The organism is Delftia sp. Cs1-4 (assembly GCF_000214395.1).
GTDB lineage: Bacteria > Pseudomonadota > Gammaproteobacteria > Burkholderiales > Burkholderiaceae_C > Comamonas > Comamonas acidovorans.
Window position 1 is genome coordinate 3,686,768 of record NC_015563.1, and the last position, 14,409, is coordinate 3,701,176.

At 63.6% G+C, this 14,409-nt stretch carries 17 protein-coding genes; 11 read left to right on the forward strand and 6 right to left on the reverse strand.

What is annotated here, in order from left to right:
• Positions 1-71: 71 nt before the first annotated feature.
• Genes DELCS14_RS16160 through DELCS14_RS16170 form a run of 3 tightly spaced genes read left to right on the forward strand, consistent with a single transcriptional unit; the run spans position 72 to position 1,777 of the window.
• On the forward strand, positions 72-704 hold the full coding sequence (locus DELCS14_RS16160; protein WP_013802612.1) for a 3'-5' exonuclease: 633 nt from the start codon (positions 72-74) through the stop codon (positions 702-704).
• A 38-nt stretch (positions 705-742) separates the two neighbouring features.
• Entirely contained in the window at positions 743-1,441 is a 699-nt protein-coding gene (locus DELCS14_RS16165; RefSeq protein ID WP_013802613.1) for a hypothetical protein, read from the forward strand.
• A 54-nt stretch (positions 1,442-1,495) separates the two neighbouring features.
• Positions 1,496-1,777, forward strand: coding sequence for an H-NS histone family protein (locus DELCS14_RS16170; RefSeq protein ID WP_013802614.1), 282 nt, complete (start codon positions 1,496-1,498; stop codon positions 1,775-1,777).
• Here DELCS14_RS16170 and DELCS14_RS30655 read toward each other — a convergent pair.
• Positions 1,765-2,418 carry a hypothetical protein gene (locus DELCS14_RS30655; protein WP_013802615.1) on the reverse strand — a complete coding sequence of 218 codons (654 nt, stop codon included), beginning with the start codon at positions 2,416-2,418 and terminating at the stop codon, positions 1,765-1,767. The genes DELCS14_RS16170 and DELCS14_RS30655 overlap by 13 nt on opposite strands.
• A 79-nt stretch (positions 2,419-2,497) precedes the next feature.
• Between DELCS14_RS30655 and DELCS14_RS31285 the strand changes: the two genes are divergently transcribed.
• A complete protein-coding gene (locus DELCS14_RS31285; RefSeq protein ID WP_228676768.1) occupies positions 2,498-2,875 on the forward strand; it encodes a DNA adenine methylase in 378 nt (125 codons plus the stop codon).
• Positions 2,839-3,360 (forward strand): hypothetical protein, encoded by a 522-nt coding sequence (locus tag DELCS14_RS31290; protein WP_228676769.1) that lies wholly within the window; start codon positions 2,839-2,841, stop codon positions 3,358-3,360. Before DELCS14_RS31285 ends, DELCS14_RS31290 begins: the two co-directional genes overlap by 37 nt.
• A 382-nt stretch (positions 3,361-3,742) precedes the next feature.
• On the opposite strand, the gene DELCS14_RS30660 is transcribed toward DELCS14_RS31290, so the two are convergent.
• Positions 3,743-4,381 (reverse strand): hypothetical protein, encoded by a 639-nt coding sequence (locus tag DELCS14_RS30660; RefSeq protein ID WP_013802616.1) that lies wholly within the window; start codon positions 4,379-4,381, stop codon positions 3,743-3,745.
• Between the two features lie 133 nt (positions 4,382-4,514).
• On the opposite strand from DELCS14_RS30660, the gene DELCS14_RS31295 reads away from it, so the two are divergent.
• The 3 genes from DELCS14_RS31295 (at position 4,515) to DELCS14_RS16190 (ending at position 6,747) form a co-directional block, all read left to right on the forward strand.
• On the forward strand, positions 4,515-5,678 hold the full coding sequence (locus tag DELCS14_RS31295; RefSeq protein WP_228676770.1) for a DNA cytosine methyltransferase: 1,164 nt from the start codon (positions 4,515-4,517) through the stop codon (positions 5,676-5,678).
• Positions 5,666-6,193 carry a hypothetical protein gene (locus DELCS14_RS31300; protein ID WP_228676771.1) on the forward strand — a complete coding sequence of 176 codons (528 nt, stop codon included), beginning with the start codon at positions 5,666-5,668 and terminating at the stop codon, positions 6,191-6,193. The genes DELCS14_RS31295 and DELCS14_RS31300 overlap by 13 nt, the downstream gene beginning before the upstream one ends.
• Positions 6,194-6,501: 308 nt before the next feature.
• Positions 6,502-6,747: an AlpA family phage regulatory protein gene (locus DELCS14_RS16190; RefSeq protein ID WP_013802617.1), complete on the forward strand. Its 246-nt coding sequence runs from the start codon at positions 6,502-6,504 to the stop codon at positions 6,745-6,747.
• Here the strand turns inward: DELCS14_RS16190 and DELCS14_RS16195 are convergent.
• Complete coding sequence (locus DELCS14_RS16195; RefSeq protein ID WP_013802618.1) at positions 6,734-8,008, reverse strand: integrase arm-type DNA-binding domain-containing protein; 1,275 nt, start codon at positions 8,006-8,008, stop codon at positions 6,734-6,736. The two genes, DELCS14_RS16190 and DELCS14_RS16195, sit on opposite strands and share 14 nt — an antisense overlap.
• Before the next feature lie 188 nt (positions 8,009-8,196).
• On the opposite strand from DELCS14_RS16195, the gene DELCS14_RS16200 reads away from it, so the two are divergent.
• The gene (locus DELCS14_RS16200; protein ID WP_013802619.1) at positions 8,197-9,213 is read left to right on the forward strand and encodes a D-2-hydroxyacid dehydrogenase family protein; all 1,017 of its coding nucleotides are present in this window, start codon (positions 8,197-8,199) and stop codon (positions 9,211-9,213) included.
• 45 nt (positions 9,214-9,258) lie between these two features.
• Here DELCS14_RS16200 and DELCS14_RS16205 read toward each other — a convergent pair whose 3' ends face one another.
• From DELCS14_RS16205 to DELCS14_RS16215, 3 genes are read right to left on the reverse strand one after another with little or no spacing between them, the layout of a single operon-like run.
• Positions 9,259-10,083 (reverse strand): hypothetical protein, encoded by an 825-nt coding sequence (locus tag DELCS14_RS16205; protein ID WP_013802620.1) that lies wholly within the window; start codon positions 10,081-10,083, stop codon positions 9,259-9,261.
• 3 nt (positions 10,084-10,086) lie between these two features.
• Positions 10,087-10,518 carry a DNA polymerase III subunit chi gene (locus tag DELCS14_RS16210; RefSeq protein WP_012205376.1) on the reverse strand — a complete coding sequence of 144 codons (432 nt, stop codon included), beginning with the start codon at positions 10,516-10,518 and terminating at the stop codon, positions 10,087-10,089.
• Positions 10,519-10,563: 45 nt separating this feature from the next.
• Positions 10,564-12,141: a leucyl aminopeptidase gene (locus tag DELCS14_RS16215; RefSeq protein ID WP_013802621.1), complete on the reverse strand. Its 1,578-nt coding sequence runs from the start codon at positions 12,139-12,141 to the stop codon at positions 10,564-10,566.
• A gap of 23 nt (positions 12,142-12,164) precedes the next feature.
• On the opposite strand from DELCS14_RS16215, the gene lptF reads away from it, so the two are divergent.
• Entirely contained in the window at positions 12,165-13,292 is a 1,128-nt protein-coding gene (gene lptF / locus DELCS14_RS16220; protein WP_013802622.1) for an LPS export ABC transporter permease LptF, read from the forward strand.
• A complete protein-coding gene (gene lptG / locus DELCS14_RS16225) occupies positions 13,292-14,401 on the forward strand; it encodes an LPS export ABC transporter permease LptG (RefSeq protein WP_012205373.1) in 1,110 nt (369 codons plus the stop codon). The genes lptF and lptG overlap by 1 nt, the downstream gene beginning before the upstream one ends.
• The last annotated feature ends 8 nt before the right edge of the window (positions 14,402-14,409 follow it).

The window sequence follows — 14,409 nt, forward strand, 5'->3', positions numbered from 1 at the left end:
GCCGCCCCGGTGCCCGCTTCTCGCGGGCATTGTTTTTTCTACATCGGCCGCCTGGCCGGGAAAGACTGGACATGAACCCCGCCCTCTTCTTCGACACGGAAACCACCGGCCTGCCGCTCTTCAAGGAGTCCAGCGAACACCCGGACCAGCCCCACCTGGTGCAGCTGGCCGCCAGCCTGGTGGACCTCGACACCCGTACGGAGCTCTCCAGCATTGATGTCATCGTCAAGCCGGACGGCTGGACCATCCCGGACGACGTGGCCAAGATCCACGGCATCACCACCGAGAAGGCGCTGGACCTGGGCGTGCCCGAGGGTGTGGCCGTGAACATGCTGCTGTCGATGTGGGGCGGTCGCATGCGCGTGGCCCACAACGAGAGCTTCGATGCCCGCATCCTGCGCATCGCCATCAAGCGTCACATCGATGCGCGCGAGCCGGCCCCTGCCCTGCCCCAATCCAACATCTGGAAGGCCGGCCCCAGCACATGCACGGCGCTGCTGACCACGCCGCTCTGCAAGCTGCCGCCCACCGAAAAGATGCGCGCCGCCGGCATAGGCAAGTTCAAGACACCGAAACTGGCCGAGACCTACCACCACTTCTTCGGCCGCGACTTCGAGGGCGCACACACCGCTGGTGCTGACGTCGCCGCCCGCATCGCTGTGTATTTCGCTGTCCAGGACCTGAAGGCGGCAAAGGCAGCCTGACCCTTTTTCCACCACCACCACCACCGAGGACCATCCCCATGGCATTTGAACTTGCCGAATCCACGGCCGTCACCATCACCAACGCCAACCCGCGGCGCGAGCTGCACGGCGAAGAGAAAGTGCGCGCCATAGACATCTCCTTCACGCTCACGGGCGAGAACACGCTGCTGGACCTTCTGGAGCCCGGCCTGCGCGAGCACCACTACTGCAACAAGGCGGCCACGGCCGGCCAGGAGGCGCTGCCCGGCGTGCTGATCCCGCTGCCGAACCTGCGGCACCCGCTGCTCCCCACGAAGTACACCTTCGCACACAAGCAGAAATGGCGTGGCTACCGCTTCATCTGGGACTACGGCCTCAGCGATGCCCACGTGGACTTCGTGGACGCCGTGCTCAAGGGGTTGGAGTACGACATCCACGAAGGCGGCAGCGTCACGATCCGGGGCACGGTCGAGTTCAACGGCGATGAGCTCAACGACAACGTGCTCTACGGCGAGCTGTCTGGCCTGGCCTCCGAGGAAGAGGTCTACATCAAGCTGCTGGCCCCGGCCGAGCTGCTGCAGGCCAAGAAGGGCTACCGCGCCGGCAAGCCGGACACGCCCGCCAGCCAGCCGGACAACGAGGACCAGCAGGAGCTGGAGGTGGATGGCGAAGAAGAGCTGCCCACCGACCCGAACCACCCTGTGAACCAGACGCCCGAAGACGCTTTCGCGGCAGCCGTGACCGGCGAACCGGCCTGAACCATCCACTGAACCAACCTACGGCGCCCGCGCGGCGCCACGAAAGGAAACCCGATGTCCGAATACAAGACCCTGCTGGCCCGCAAGGCCGAGCTCGAAGCCCAGATCGCAGCTGCTCAGGCTGCGCGCAAAGCCGAGGGCATTGCCCAGGCACGCGCGCTGATCGGCGAATACGGCCTGACGGCTGCCGACATCTTCCCGGCCCCGGGCAAGAAGGCCAAGGGTAGCGTGGGCGCCCCGAAGTACCGCGACCCCGCCACTGGCGCCATCTGGACCGGCCGGGGCAAGCCGCCGAACTGGATCAATGGCCAGGACCGAACTAATTACCTCTTATGAGCTTCGCTCCCTGCTGAATCTGCCGCGCCAGCTAGTGGCGCGCGCAAATACCGCCGCTCATCCCACGCAGAAGTTATTTCCCTTAAACGCTCCGAATAATGAGGCATAAATCTCTTAAGAATTTGGAAAGGAGGTTTTGCTTGAGATGCTCGCTCCTCGTTTATTAAAACCTCAACTTGCGAGCAAACAGAGATTGCAGCAAGAATTGTTGATTCCGACTGTGAATCCAACAAATTAAAATCAACCGCACGAGCGATTGCCAGGGCTTCCGTAACAACTGCACCCCTAAGCAAAACATCCGACTTATCTCCAGAAGAGTCAAACGCTAGCTGGAGAGCCTTAATTGAGGCACCTGTAAGAATCAAGAATCGCTCGCCAGTTGCCCGTGCCTCACGCTTTTTTTGTTCATACTGCCGAAGCTGTTCTTCTATAGCACGAGTCTGTGCTTTCCGATCCTCAAACCTGCTCCACATAGCCAAGCCAATAGCGACAATCAAAGCGAGAATTGATCCAACTGCCTGCCACCAGCCTGACCATTCACTTTTTGTCATACAAGTCGCCCACCAATTTATCCAGAGAAAACAAAACTCGTCCGGCCCTGGATTTGGCAGCGCAGAAATAATCGCATGAGTCTCAATCATCGCCCTCTCCTTTCATGAGCGGCGAATCCTAACCTCCCATAGCCCGTCTGGCAGTCGCCTCTCGGGCTTTTTTGCGCCCATGCCACAAGTCACATCCCCCGCATTGCGCTATCACGGCGCCAAGTTCCGGCTGGCACCGTGGATGCTCCAGCATTTCCCCGTGCGCCGCTGCTACGTCGAGCCCTTTGGTGGCGCAGCCGGTGTCCTGCTCCAGAAGCCGCGTGCCTATGCTGAGGTCTACAACGACCTGGACGACGACATCGCCAACTTCTTCCGCGTGCTGCGCGACCCTGGCCAGTCCGAGCGACTCATCCAGTTGCTGCACCTCACGCCATACGCGCGGGCCGAGTTCGACCTGTCTTATCAAGACTGCGATGAGCCCGTGGAGCGCGCCAGGCGCACCGCCGTGCGGGCGCATGCATGGGCTTCGGCTCTGCCGGCGCCACAAAGGGAGTGACGGGCTTCCGCATTGACACTGCCAGGCCCTACGGCACGGCACAGCACCTCTGGAGCCGCTACCCCGGCCAGCTGCCGCCCATCATCGAGCGCCTGCAGGGCGTGCTGATCGAGAACAGGCCCGCGATCGAGGTCATGCAACAGCACGACACCGCAGACACGCTGCACTTCGTGGACCCGCCCTATGTCTTCGGCACGCGCTCACTGCGCAACGTGACCCAGGGCTGCTACCGGCACGAGATGACGGACGAGCAGCACCTGGAGCTGCTGGGCGTACTGCGAGGCCTGCGCGGCATGGTCGTGCTCAGCGCCTACCCATCGGAACTGTACGAGCGCGAACTGGCCGACTGGCAGGCCCACACCACCGGCGCCCGCATCTCTGCTGGCCGTGGCACAGCGGTCAAAACCGAAGTGCTGTGGCTCAACCCAGAGTGCCAGCAGCGCCTGGCCGTGCCACCCGCCTTGCAGCAAGCGCTCGGGATCTAGCTCGAGCAATTCTCCTGCCAGGCCGGCCATGACAAGCCACCGAACTGGATCAACGGCAAAGACCGCGGGCAATTCCTGATCGAAACGGCCAAAAGTTAGGCGAGGGGCTGCCGATACACCAAGTAAGGAGGTGCGCGCCAAGTCTAGGCGGCGCCTCAAGCCCCTGGGTGTGCGCTCCAGGGGCTTTTTCTTCCCAGGCGGCGCCCAAACTGGATCGTTGGCAAGGATCGGGAACAATTCCTGATTGCAAGTCAGTGGCAGACGTATACACCACTGATTAAGAGCTCGTAAAAAATAGCGAGCCATGAGAAATTAATATCTCGCATGGTCGCCAAAAATGCAACTCAACGTAATTTATTTGCAAACGCAAATGCTTTAACTATTAGTTTGTGTGCCTCACCCCAAAACCACGCAAATTATCCAAGTATCCCGGGGTATTATCTGCATCACATTGCTTGCAGACGCCATCAATCCCTTTTCGAAGCAACTCTTCGATTGTGACTGGCGTTGTTGGGAACGGGTTCTCTTCCTGCGTGACGACTATCGTGAATGTATCCCAATATGTTCCTTCACCCCACGACCAACGATATTCTCCAGGTCTAAGTCCTAAACTACTAAGGGTCCAGTCGTTCCATCTAGCGAGTGATTGAAGAGGTGCGCCGGACACATACCCGTTTGGCACCATTAGAGTACCCCACGATGCATCAATACCTACAGCATCACCTTCTGCATACGTGGCATCTATAACCCCGGGAGCAAATCCAAATCGATCAGGCCCAGTAACTTGCCCTAGATATATACCGGGATTACGCTTGCCTAATGCCAAAAGCCCATAACCAGAGGCAATATTGGGTTGAATAACGCGAGTATATACATCCCCCTTTAAACTTATCATATTAATTGACCCACTCCCCACCGCAATAACGTCACTGCCAGACTGATAAATTGTCACTGTGTAATGCGCATGCGCACAAACGGAAGTAGCAAAAGCAATTGCTGCAATCAGTTTTTTAAATTTCATTTAACCCCTCTTTGTTGATTACCAAATTTTACAACAAACCATTCTAATTTATCTTGAGCAATCGACAGGTATCTCGAAGCCGCCCGGCCCTGCCGCGAGCGGCTTTTTTTTGGCCCAAATTTCAAGGAGCCGCATGCTCACCCCTCAATTTCTCCTGCCCCTCGCTGCCAAGCTGGTGATCGACCTGTTTGCCGGTGGCGGCGGCGCATCGACCGGCATTGAGCAGGCCATCGGCCGGCCCGTCGATGTCGCCATCAACCACGACGCCGATGCCATCGGCATGCACGAGGTCAACCACCCGCAAACCAGGCACTACCGCGCCGACATCCGCGAGGTGGACCCGCTGTCCGTGACCAAGGGTGAGCTGGTGGGCCTGCTGCACGCATCCCCGGACTGCACGCACCACAGCCAGGCCCTGGGCGGCCAGCCGCGCAACGGGGAAATCCGGTCGCTCGCATGGATCGTCATCCGCTGGGCCGGCAAGACCCAGCCCGATGTCATCACGCTGGAGAACGTCGAACAGATGATGCAGTGGTCCCCGCTGATTGCGAAGCGCGATCCCGCCACGGGCAAAGCCACCTTCCGCGTAGCCGAACCCGGCGAGGTGGTGCCGCGCGGCAATCAGTTCCTGGTGCCAGACCCCAAGCACAAGGGCCGCAACTGGCGCCACTTCATCCAGGCGCTGCGCGACCTGGGCTACAAGGTCGAATGGCGGGTGATCTGCAACGCCACCCTGGGCTCTCGCAGCACCCGCACGCGGCTGTACCTGATCGCCCGCCGCGACGGCCTGCCCATCGTGTGGCCAGCGCAGACGCACTGGAAGCATCCGAAGGCGGGCCAGAAGCCATTCCGCCAGGCAGCCGAGTGCATCGACTGGAGCATCCCCGGGCAAAGCATCTTCGGGCGCAAGAAGGAACTGGCGCCGGCCACCATGCGGCGGATCGCGCATGGCCTGGACAAGTTCGTGCTGAACAGCCCCCAGCCGTTCATCGTGAACATGGCCCACGGCGGGAAAATCGAAAAGCTCGACCGACCCATGAGCACCATCGCCACGGAAAAAGGTGGCTGCCGCGCCCTGGTGTCGCCCACCCTGATCCAGATGGGATACGGCGAAGCCAAGGGCCAGGCACCGCGCGTGCTCGACTTGTCCCAACCTCTGGGCACTGCCGTGGCCGGCGGCATCAAGCACGCCGTCAGCTCGGCATACCTGGTGCAGGCCGGGCACGGCGAGGGCAAGACGGCGGCAAGCGCTGGAGCCACGGTGCCAACGACATCAAAGCTCCTTTGGGCACCGTGACGGCCAGCGGCGGCGGGCAGAGCCTGGCATCCGCGTTCATGCTCCAGGCCAACGGCGGGTTCAACAGCACGCCGACCCGCGACCTGCGCGACCCTGTATCGACCGTGACCACCAGCGGCAGCCAGCAGCAGCTGATCGCCGCGCACCTGTGCACACTGCGCCGAAACAGCGTGGGCCGCGACATGCACGAGCCCGTGCCCACCGTCACGGCCGGGGCCGAGCACCATGCCCTGATCCAGTACCACCTGTCGCCCGATCAGGAGGCCGGCGCCCTGCGCTGCGCCGCCTTCCTGATGCGCTACCACGCCAGCGGCGGCCAGTGGGCGGATCTGCGCGACCCCATGACCACGATCACCACGCGCGACCGCCTGGCGCTCGTGACTGTCTGGCTCAAGGGCGAGCTCTGGGTGATCGTGGACATCACTCTGCGCATGCTGGTGCCACGCGAGCTCTACAACGCCCAGGACTTCCCCCTGGCTACGTCATCGACAGGACCGCCTCCGGCAAGCCCCTGACGAAGACCGCCCAGGCGCGCACGGTCGGCAACTCCGTGAGCCCCGTGCCCATGCAGCAAATCGTCTCGCTCAACTCCCCCGAGTCCACGGCCTGGCAGCTACGCCGGGCCGCCTGATCTTTCCCCGGGCCCGCCACGCGCTGGCCGCCGCACTAACGCGGTTTTACGAGCGTGCCCACGACATCAAGGAAACCTAACCATGGCCAGCAAGAAGCCCAAACACTAGCGCGACAAGCGCGCTCCGCTCCCCGACAACGACGAACCACCCACCTGGCCCGCACCCGCGGGCCTTCTTCATTGAGGACGCCCATGTCCAAGAGCATCACCCTGAACTTTGCACCTGCCGTGCTCGGCCGCGAGCATGCCGCAGCCTACGTGGCGCTGAGCGTCAGTTCCTTTGAACAACTGGTGCGTGAGCGCCAGATACCCCAACCCCGCCAGCTGTCTGCCAGGCGCGTTGGCTGGCTGCGCGCGGAACTCGATGAGTGGTCAGCCCGGCGGCCAGCGTCTGAACTGCTGCCACCTGAGAACACCGGTGCCCCTAAGCCGCGATGAACTCCTCCAACTTCGCATCGAGCGCTGCCAGCCATTGGCTGCGCTCGGCGTCGTACCGGTAGAGGTTGTAGTCGCCGGCCACGCCAGGGAGGACGTGGCCAAGGATCGCCTCCCCCACCTCATGCGGACAGCCCATCGACGCAAGGATGGTGCGCCCCGTCCGCCGAAGATCATGCGGTGACCAATGCGTCACGGTCAGCCGCGCCCGCCGGTGCTCGGGCTTCGTCTTGCTGTAGGGCTGCAGATAGTGCACCTTGGTCTGCATGTAGGCCTGGGTCTGCCCTTTCAGCACACCATCGCGCCCAATGCTCGGGAACAGCCATTGCCCCTCATTCGCCAGCAGACGTCGCACGATCTGCTCGGCCCGACCGAACAAAGGCACACGCAGGTCATGTGCGACCTCAACGTGCCGAATCTTCATTGCCTCCTTGGGCACGGTCCACCAAAGCACACCCCCCTCTTCCGACAATTGCTTCTTCTGCATCTGGCAGATCTCCCCGCCACGCGTGCATGTCCACAGCTGCAGCGTCAGGAAATCCTGAACCTGCTGGCTGAACATCGACAGCTCACCCTCGATCAGCGTCTTGATCTCCGCGCCGCTCAGCACGCGCTTGCTGGTGCCCTTGTGTTTGCCCTCGCGCACTGCCCCTTTGCTGCGAAGCTTGTGGGACGTGCGTTCCGCCCACCAGTTGGGCATGCCGTCCGGAATTCGCCCTGACTCCAGCCCCACGCGCCATGCAGCTGCCATCTCCATCTTCACGGACTTGGCCAAGACGGGGCGGTCGGCCAGGCCTTCAATGACGTCGTAGACAAAAGAGCGCCCCACCTCGGCCACGGATGTCGACTCCCGTCCCGAGATCGCATTGCGCAGACGCTGCTCGATGTTGCGGGCGCCCTTGGCCTCTCGGTTGACCATGAGATACCGGGCGGCATAGTCGTCCACCAGCTTGGCCAATGTGTAAACCTGTGCAACCGGTTGCGCCAAAGCCTTGCGCGCCAGCTTTCGCTCGTCCGCTGGATCTCTTCCCTGCTCACGCAGGTCCCGCGCTGCCTGCCATTCGGCTGCAGCCTGGGCTGGCGACATGGCTGGCCATTGGCCGAGTTTGACCTGCTTGAGCTTTGCCGAATCCGCCAAGCTTCTGTAACGATAGGTCCAAGATTTCGTGCTGGCCGTCGCTTCGAGCCTCAAGCCTGGGCAACCTTGTACGACAATGTGTTCGCCCTGCTTTAGGGTCTTGGCTGAACGTGCGTCAAAGAACATCTGAAGCTACACCTTGAATGCCGGAAAAACCTACACAAAACCTATACCGAGCGGTGAAGTGTAGACGAGTCCAGGCAAGCGCAGATGAAGCACAAAGGTAAGCGCAGGAATGGAATAAATCATTTGCCGACAACATCTTACGCGGCAAACCAGAGATAAATCAAAGGCTTATGACGGATTCACAGGCAATGAACATCATCATTCTTGACGACTACCAGGACGCCGTGCGCAAGCTGGACTGTGCTCGTCTGCTGGAGCCCTTCAACGCCAAGGTCTTCACCAATACCGTCAAGGGCGTAGGCCAGCTGTCGGTGCGGTTGCGCGATGCGGACATCATCGTGCTGACCCGCGAGCGCACGCAGATCAGCCGGCAGCTGCTGGAAAAGCTTCCGCGCCTGAAGCTGATCGCGCAGACCGGCAAGGCCGGCGCCCATATCGATGTGCAGGCCTGTACCGACCAGGGCGTTGCGATTGCCGAGGGCGTGGGTTCGCCCATTGCGCCGGCAGAGCTGACCTGGTCGCTGATCATGGCGGCCACGCGGAGGCTGCCGCAGTACATCGCCAACCTCAAGCACGGCGCATGGCAGCAATCGGGCTTCAAGGCTGCGTCCATGCCTGCGAATTTCGGACTGGGCAGCGTGTTGCACGGGCGCACGCTGGGTATCTGGGGCTACGGCCGCATTGGACGGCTGGTCGCGCACTATGGCCATGCCTTCGGCATGCAGGTTCTGGTCTGGGGCAGCGAAAGCTCGCGCCAGAAGGCACAGGCCGATGGCTTTGCGGCGGCGGAATCGCGCGAGGCTTTCTTTACCGAATCCGACGTGCTGTCCATGCATCTGCGACTGCATGAGGCCACACGCGGCATCGTCACGGCGCAGGATCTGGCACGCATGAAGCCGACCGCCCTGTTCGTGAACACCTCGCGCGCGGAGCTGGTGGAGGCCGATGCCCTGCTGGGTGCGCTCAACCGGGGCCGGCCGGGCCTGGCGGCCGTGGACGTGTTCGAGAGCGAGCCCATCCTCCAGGGCCATGCGCTGCTGCGGCTGGAGAACTGCATCTGCACGCCGCACATCGGCTACGTGGAGCAGGACAGCTATGAGCTGTACTTTCGCGCCGCCTTCGACAATGTGGTGAACTTCGTTGCGGGGCAGCCCAGCAACATACTCAATCCCGAGGTGTTCTCAGGCCCGGCCCGCGCAGGCTGACGACCGATCAGGCGGGGGCTTGCGCCACCCGCCCTTGCCCTGCACTCAACGGTCGCCCTGGCCGGAGTCGCCACGTGCGGCCGTGGCGCGAAAGGCCAGCTCATCGGCCACCGCCTCATAGACGGCCTGGCGCACGACGGATTCCACCTCCTCGCGCAGACGCACGACGATGGACCGTGTCTGCTGTTGAACCACGGTGGCAATGGCGTCGCGCAGGCGCTGGTCCAGCACCAGGTCCACACGCTGCATGAGGCGATGGACCAGATATTCCTCGGTGACCTGCTGCGCATGACTGTCCCAGATGGACTCCATGGTGGGGGCTGCCGGCATGGCGGGGGAAGCCGGAGTCGGCGCGGCAGCCGCCTCTGCTACGACAGCCTGTACCACCGGGACCACCAAGTCGGCAGGGACCACTTCCCCGGCCGGTGCCGCGTCGCCCGCTGCAGCCGCACCTGCCGCATCAGTCACATCAGCCACGTCAGCCATTTCGGCCAGACGGCCTTCCTGGGCCAATTGCATTTCCACGGACGGGGCGCTGGGCGGCTGATAGTCCGAGAGCACGGGCTGCATTGCAGGTGTCGGGATTTCCTCAGGTGCATCCTGCTCGGCGACCATGGGCCGCTGGGGTTCCAGGTCCTGCGGCAGCGGCGGCAGGGACGCAGGCAGGGTGACCACGCCACGCCGAGGCGCCAGCATGCCTTCGCTGGCCCAGGGCGTCGCTTCGTCAGTCAGCGGCAGTTCGGACACGGGGTGTGCCAGGGGTGCCGGGGGTTCGACCGCCTGAACCGGTGCCTGCACCGCATCCACCGCAACGACATCGGTGAGCGTGGGAACAAAGCGCGGTGGGGTTTTGGAGGGAGGAGCGCTCATGGCTTACTCCTTGAGGACCAGGTCATGGCGCTTGATGGAAATACCCTGGGCCGCATAGTGCTTCCAGCGCTGCCGGGCCAGGTGGCGGTCTTCCTCGTCGGTGGCGGAAACCACTTCGACGACACGCGCAAAGCGCTCGAACCCTTCGGGCACTTCGCCGCCCAGGTTGACCAGCATGTCGTGGTGCGGCGCGCCGTCCAGCCGCTCCAGCAGAACGATGGGCGAGAAGGCCATGATGTCTGCCCCATCGCCTTCGCCCGCATGGGCCAGGAAGTCGGTGGGCGAGACACTCCACAGCCTGGGCGACAAGGCCTTGAGCAGCGGCGGCGACCCCAGCACCACCAGTTGCGTGCGGTGCCTGAGCGCCTTGCGCGCCAGGCGGCAGACATAGGCCAGCTTGTCGGGCGCGTTGAAATGGAACGCCACTTCAGTCAAGCGATGCTCCCTTCAAACAGGCCCGGGCTGACAGGGACGATGCGCTCATGCCTGCTCCGGCTGAGCGGCAACTGCAGCCTTGCGGCGGCTGGCAGATCCTGCCTTGGGTGGCACAGGTTTCTTGGGTGCAGCAGCTTTATGAGATGCCGCAGCCTTGGCCTGCGCCTTGCCAGCATCGATGCCGGCCAGCAGATAGTGCAGCAGCAGGCCCACGGGGCGGCCTGTACCGCCCTTTGCGGCGCCGCTCTTCCAGGCCGTGCCGGCGATGTCCAGGTGCGCCCATGGAATGTCGCCCACAAAGCGCTGCAGGAACTTGGCTGCCGTGACCGCGCCACCCGCGCGGCCAGCCACATTGCCCATGTCGGCGAAATTGCTCTTGAGGCCTTCGCCGTACTCCTCGTCCAGCGGCATGCGCCAGCAGGGGTCAAGTGCCGCATCGCCGGCCTGCTCCAGCGCGCGGGCCAGTTCGTCGCTGGGCGAGAACATGCCGCTGCGCAGCCCGCCCAGGGCGATGACGCAGGCGCCGGTCAGCGTGGCGATGTCCACCATGGCGCGGGGCTTGAAGCGGGCGGCGTAGGTCAGCGCATCGCAGAGCACGAGGCGGCCTTCGGCATCGGTGTTGAGGATCTCTATGGTCTGGCCGCTCATGCTGGTGACCACGTCGCCCGGCTTGACGGCAGCGCCGCCGGGCATGTTCTCGGACGCCGGAATGAGGCCGACGACATTGACAGCCGGCTGCAGCCGGGCCAGCGCCTGGAACACGCCCAGCACGCTGGCGGCGCCGCCCATGTCGAACTTCATCTCGTCCATTTCAGCGGCAGGCTTGAGAGAGATGCCGCCGGTATCGAAAGTGATGCCCTTGCCGACCAGCACCACGGGCGCGGCGCCCTTGGTGCCACCGTTGTAGTGCAGTTCGATAAAGCGCAGCGGCTGCTCCGATCCCTGGGCCACGGCCATGAAAGCGCCCATGCCGAGCTTGGCGACTTCGGCGGGGCCGTGGATCTTGCAGCTGATGCCGGGCAGCTTGGTCAGGGCGCGGGCCGCGTCAGCCAGCAAGGTGGGCGTGGCGTGGTTGGCGGGGCGATTGGCCCATTCGCGTGCCAGGGTCATGCCTTCGGCCTGGGCCACGGCGGTCTTGAAAGCGTCGGCAACGCCATTCTTGTCGCCCGCCTTGACGGCTGCGGCAATCACCAGCTTCTTGAGCGCCACGGGCTTGGCCTGCGGCTTGGTGTGGGTATAGCTGTAGCAGGCATCGGCCGCCGCCAGAACGGCGGCAGCAACGGCAGGACCTGCCGCATCGAAGCCAAAGCACAGCAAGGCCTTGCCAACACCGGTCGCCTTGAGCGCAGCACCTGCGCCGGCCACGGCCTGGCGCACTTCCCGTGCCGAGCCGTTGCCCGCGCCCAGCAGCACGACGCGGCGTGCAGCGACGGCTGGCAGGCCGTACAGTGCCAGCTGTTTGCCGGCTGCCGTTTCGAAATCTCCGGCCTTGACCGCGTGTGCGACCAGGGTGGACAGCGCGTCGCTGCCCGTGACCGTGGCTTCGGTCACCAGCACCAACAACAGGTCACACTTTTCACGTACTGCTGCGGCAGTCGTCAACGGCTTCAGTTCAAAGTTCATAATCGGCGTTTTCCTTTCAGCCAATGTTATTCGATTCATCCATACGCAAAGAGCTGGCCCGCAGCTTCGGTGCCACGGTCGTGGTGCTGATCACGGTCGTCATGACCATGATGCTGATCCGCACGCTGGGCCAGGCTTACAAGGGCAATGTCAGCCCTTCCGACGTTCTGCTGGTCATGGGCTATACGGTGCTTGGCCAGTTGCCCACGATTTTGGGCCTGGGGCTTTTCGTGGCCGTGGTCGGCTCGCTGTCGCGCATGTACCGCGACAGCGAGATGGTGATCTGGTTCGCCGCAGGCCAGGGGCTGGCCAGCCTGCTGCGCCCGCTGCTGCGCTTTGCCTGGCCGGTGCTGGCCGTGATCGCCGTGCTGGGCCTGGGCATCCTGCCCTGGGCCAATCAGCAGATCGAGCAGATCAAGACCCAGTTCGAGCAGCGCAGCGACATTGACCGCATCGCTCCCGGCGAGTTCCAGGAGTCTGCCGGCGGCTCGCGCGTGTTCTTCATCGACAAGGACGTGCCCAGCGCCACCGCTGCCAACAATGTGTTCATCGTGGCCAATGAGCGCGGGCGCGAGTCCGTGACCTCGGCGCGCGGCGCGCGGCTGGAAGTGGTCAAGGGCGAGCGCATGGCCGTGCTCACCGACGGCCAGCGCATGGAAACGCAGACCAGCGACGGCTCGGTGAAGATCAGCGAGTTCAAGGAATACGGCACGCAGCTCGGCAGCGGCAGCAATCTGGCCGCCGCCGAGGAAATGGCCGCACGCAGCACGTACACGCATGAGCTGCTGCCGCGCACCGAACCCATCTACCGTGCCGAGCTGGGCTGGCGCATAGGCCTGCCGCTGGCGGCGCTGAACTTCGTGATCCTGGGCCTGGCCGTGGCCAGCGTGAACCCGCGCGCTGGTGGCAGCGGCAGCCTCATGCTCGCGCTGTTCGCCTTCATCGTGTACTACAACCTGATGACGCTGGGCGAGAACTGGGTGGCCTCGGGCAAGCTGAGCATGCCCGCCATGACGGCCCTGCTGCACGGTGGAACATTGCTGCTGGCACTGCTGGTGCTGCTGGCCCGGCACAAGCGCTGGTCGCCGCGCGACCTGTGGCGCAGGCCCTGCAAGCCGGCTGCCCTGGACGACGCAAAGGCGGTGCCCTGATGAGAGTTCTGAGAAACCTGCTGTACCGCGACATCATCGCGGCCGTCGGCTATGTGACGCTGGCCTTCCTGGCGCTGTTCTTCTTCTTCGATCTGGTCGATGAGCTGCGCTGGGTCGGGCGCGGCGGCGACAACGGCTACCAGATCACGCACGCCCTGCTCTTCGTGGTGCTGCGCATCCCCAGCCACTTGTACGAGCTGATGCCCATCACCGTGCTGATCGGCACCATCTACGTGATGGCGCGCTTTGCCCAGAGCTCGGAATTCACCATCATGCGCACCAGCGGCATGGGCCCCTGGCTGGCGCTGCGCACGCTGATGGTGCTGGGCCTGGGCTTTGTGCTGGCCACCTTCGGCACGGGCGACTACCTGGCGCCGGCGGCCGAGAACGCGGGCCAGAACATCCGCGCCATCCACCTGGCCCAGCTGTCGCGCGGCGCCACGGGTGCCTGGCTCAAGGAACGGCAGGGCGATCACTCCATCGCCATCAACGTGCGCGCCATCCGCGGGCCCGGCGATTTCTCCAATGTGCGCATCTTCGACTTTGACGGCCAGGGCCGCATCTCGGCCCAGATCCATGCGCAGGCGGCGCAGGTCAGCGAGGATGGCGAATCCTGGACGCTCCAGGGCGTTGAGGCCAGCCGCCTGAAGGCCAAGGCCGACGCAGGCATGGTGCTGCTGCGCGAGAAAGAGGACAGCCTGGTCTGGAAGACCGGCATCAGCGCCGAAATGGTCTCGGCCGCGCTGCTCAAGCCCGACCGCATGTCCACCATCTCGCTGTTCCAGTACGTGCGCCACCTGGAGGCCAACGGCCAGGCCGCGCAGAAGTACGAGATCGAGTTCTGGCGCAAGGTCTTCTACCCCATGAGTTGCCTGGTGATGGTGGTGCTGGCCCTGCCCTTTGCCTATCTGCATTTCCGCTCGGGCGGCATCGCAGCCTATGTGTTCGGCGGTGTGATGGCCGGCATCAGCTTCTTCCTGCTGAACAACGTGTTCGGCTACATCGGCACGCTGCAGACCTGGTCGCCCTGGCTGACCGCTGCGGCGCCGGGCCTGCTCTACAGCCTTCTTTCATTGACCGCCTTCACCTGGCTGGTGCTGCGCCGCTAGGTCCGTTG

What these genes read in the sequence shown, in the direction of transcription:
- DELCS14_RS16200 (WP_013802619.1), top strand. Translation starts at nt 8,197, where the DNA reads ATGAACATCATCATTCTTGACGACTACCAGGACGCCGTGCGCAAGCTG.
- DELCS14_RS16215 (WP_013802621.1), bottom strand. Translation starts at nt 12,141, where the DNA reads ATGAACTTTGAACTGAAGCCGTTGACGACTGCCGCAGCAGTACGTGAA.
- DELCS14_RS16170 (WP_013802614.1), top strand. Translation starts at nt 1,496, where the DNA reads ATGTCCGAATACAAGACCCTGCTGGCCCGCAAGGCCGAGCTCGAAGCC.
- lptG (WP_012205373.1), top strand. Translation starts at nt 13,292, where the DNA reads ATGAGAGTTCTGAGAAACCTGCTGTACCGCGACATCATCGCGGCCGTC.
- DELCS14_RS31285 (WP_228676768.1), top strand. Translation starts at nt 2,498, where the DNA reads ATGCCACAAGTCACATCCCCCGCATTGCGCTATCACGGCGCCAAGTTC.
- DELCS14_RS31295 (WP_228676770.1), top strand. Translation starts at nt 4,515, where the DNA reads ATGCTCACCCCTCAATTTCTCCTGCCCCTCGCTGCCAAGCTGGTGATC.
- DELCS14_RS30660 (WP_013802616.1), bottom strand. Translation starts at nt 4,381, where the DNA reads ATGAAATTTAAAAAACTGATTGCAGCAATTGCTTTTGCTACTTCCGTT.
- lptF (WP_013802622.1), top strand. Translation starts at nt 12,165, where the DNA reads ATGTTATTCGATTCATCCATACGCAAAGAGCTGGCCCGCAGCTTCGGT.
- DELCS14_RS31290 (WP_228676769.1), top strand. Translation starts at nt 2,839, where the DNA reads ATGGGCTTCGGCTCTGCCGGCGCCACAAAGGGAGTGACGGGCTTCCGC.
- DELCS14_RS16190 (WP_013802617.1), top strand. Translation starts at nt 6,502, where the DNA reads ATGTCCAAGAGCATCACCCTGAACTTTGCACCTGCCGTGCTCGGCCGC.
- DELCS14_RS16195 (WP_013802618.1), bottom strand. Translation starts at nt 8,008, where the DNA reads ATGTTCTTTGACGCACGTTCAGCCAAGACCCTAAAGCAGGGCGAACAC.
- DELCS14_RS30655 (WP_013802615.1), bottom strand. Translation starts at nt 2,418, where the DNA reads ATGATTGAGACTCATGCGATTATTTCTGCGCTGCCAAATCCAGGGCCG.
- DELCS14_RS16205 (WP_013802620.1), bottom strand. Translation starts at nt 10,083, where the DNA reads ATGAGCGCTCCTCCCTCCAAAACCCCACCGCGCTTTGTTCCCACGCTC.
- DELCS14_RS16165 (WP_013802613.1), top strand. Translation starts at nt 743, where the DNA reads ATGGCATTTGAACTTGCCGAATCCACGGCCGTCACCATCACCAACGCC.
- DELCS14_RS16160 (WP_013802612.1), top strand. Translation starts at nt 72, where the DNA reads ATGAACCCCGCCCTCTTCTTCGACACGGAAACCACCGGCCTGCCGCTC.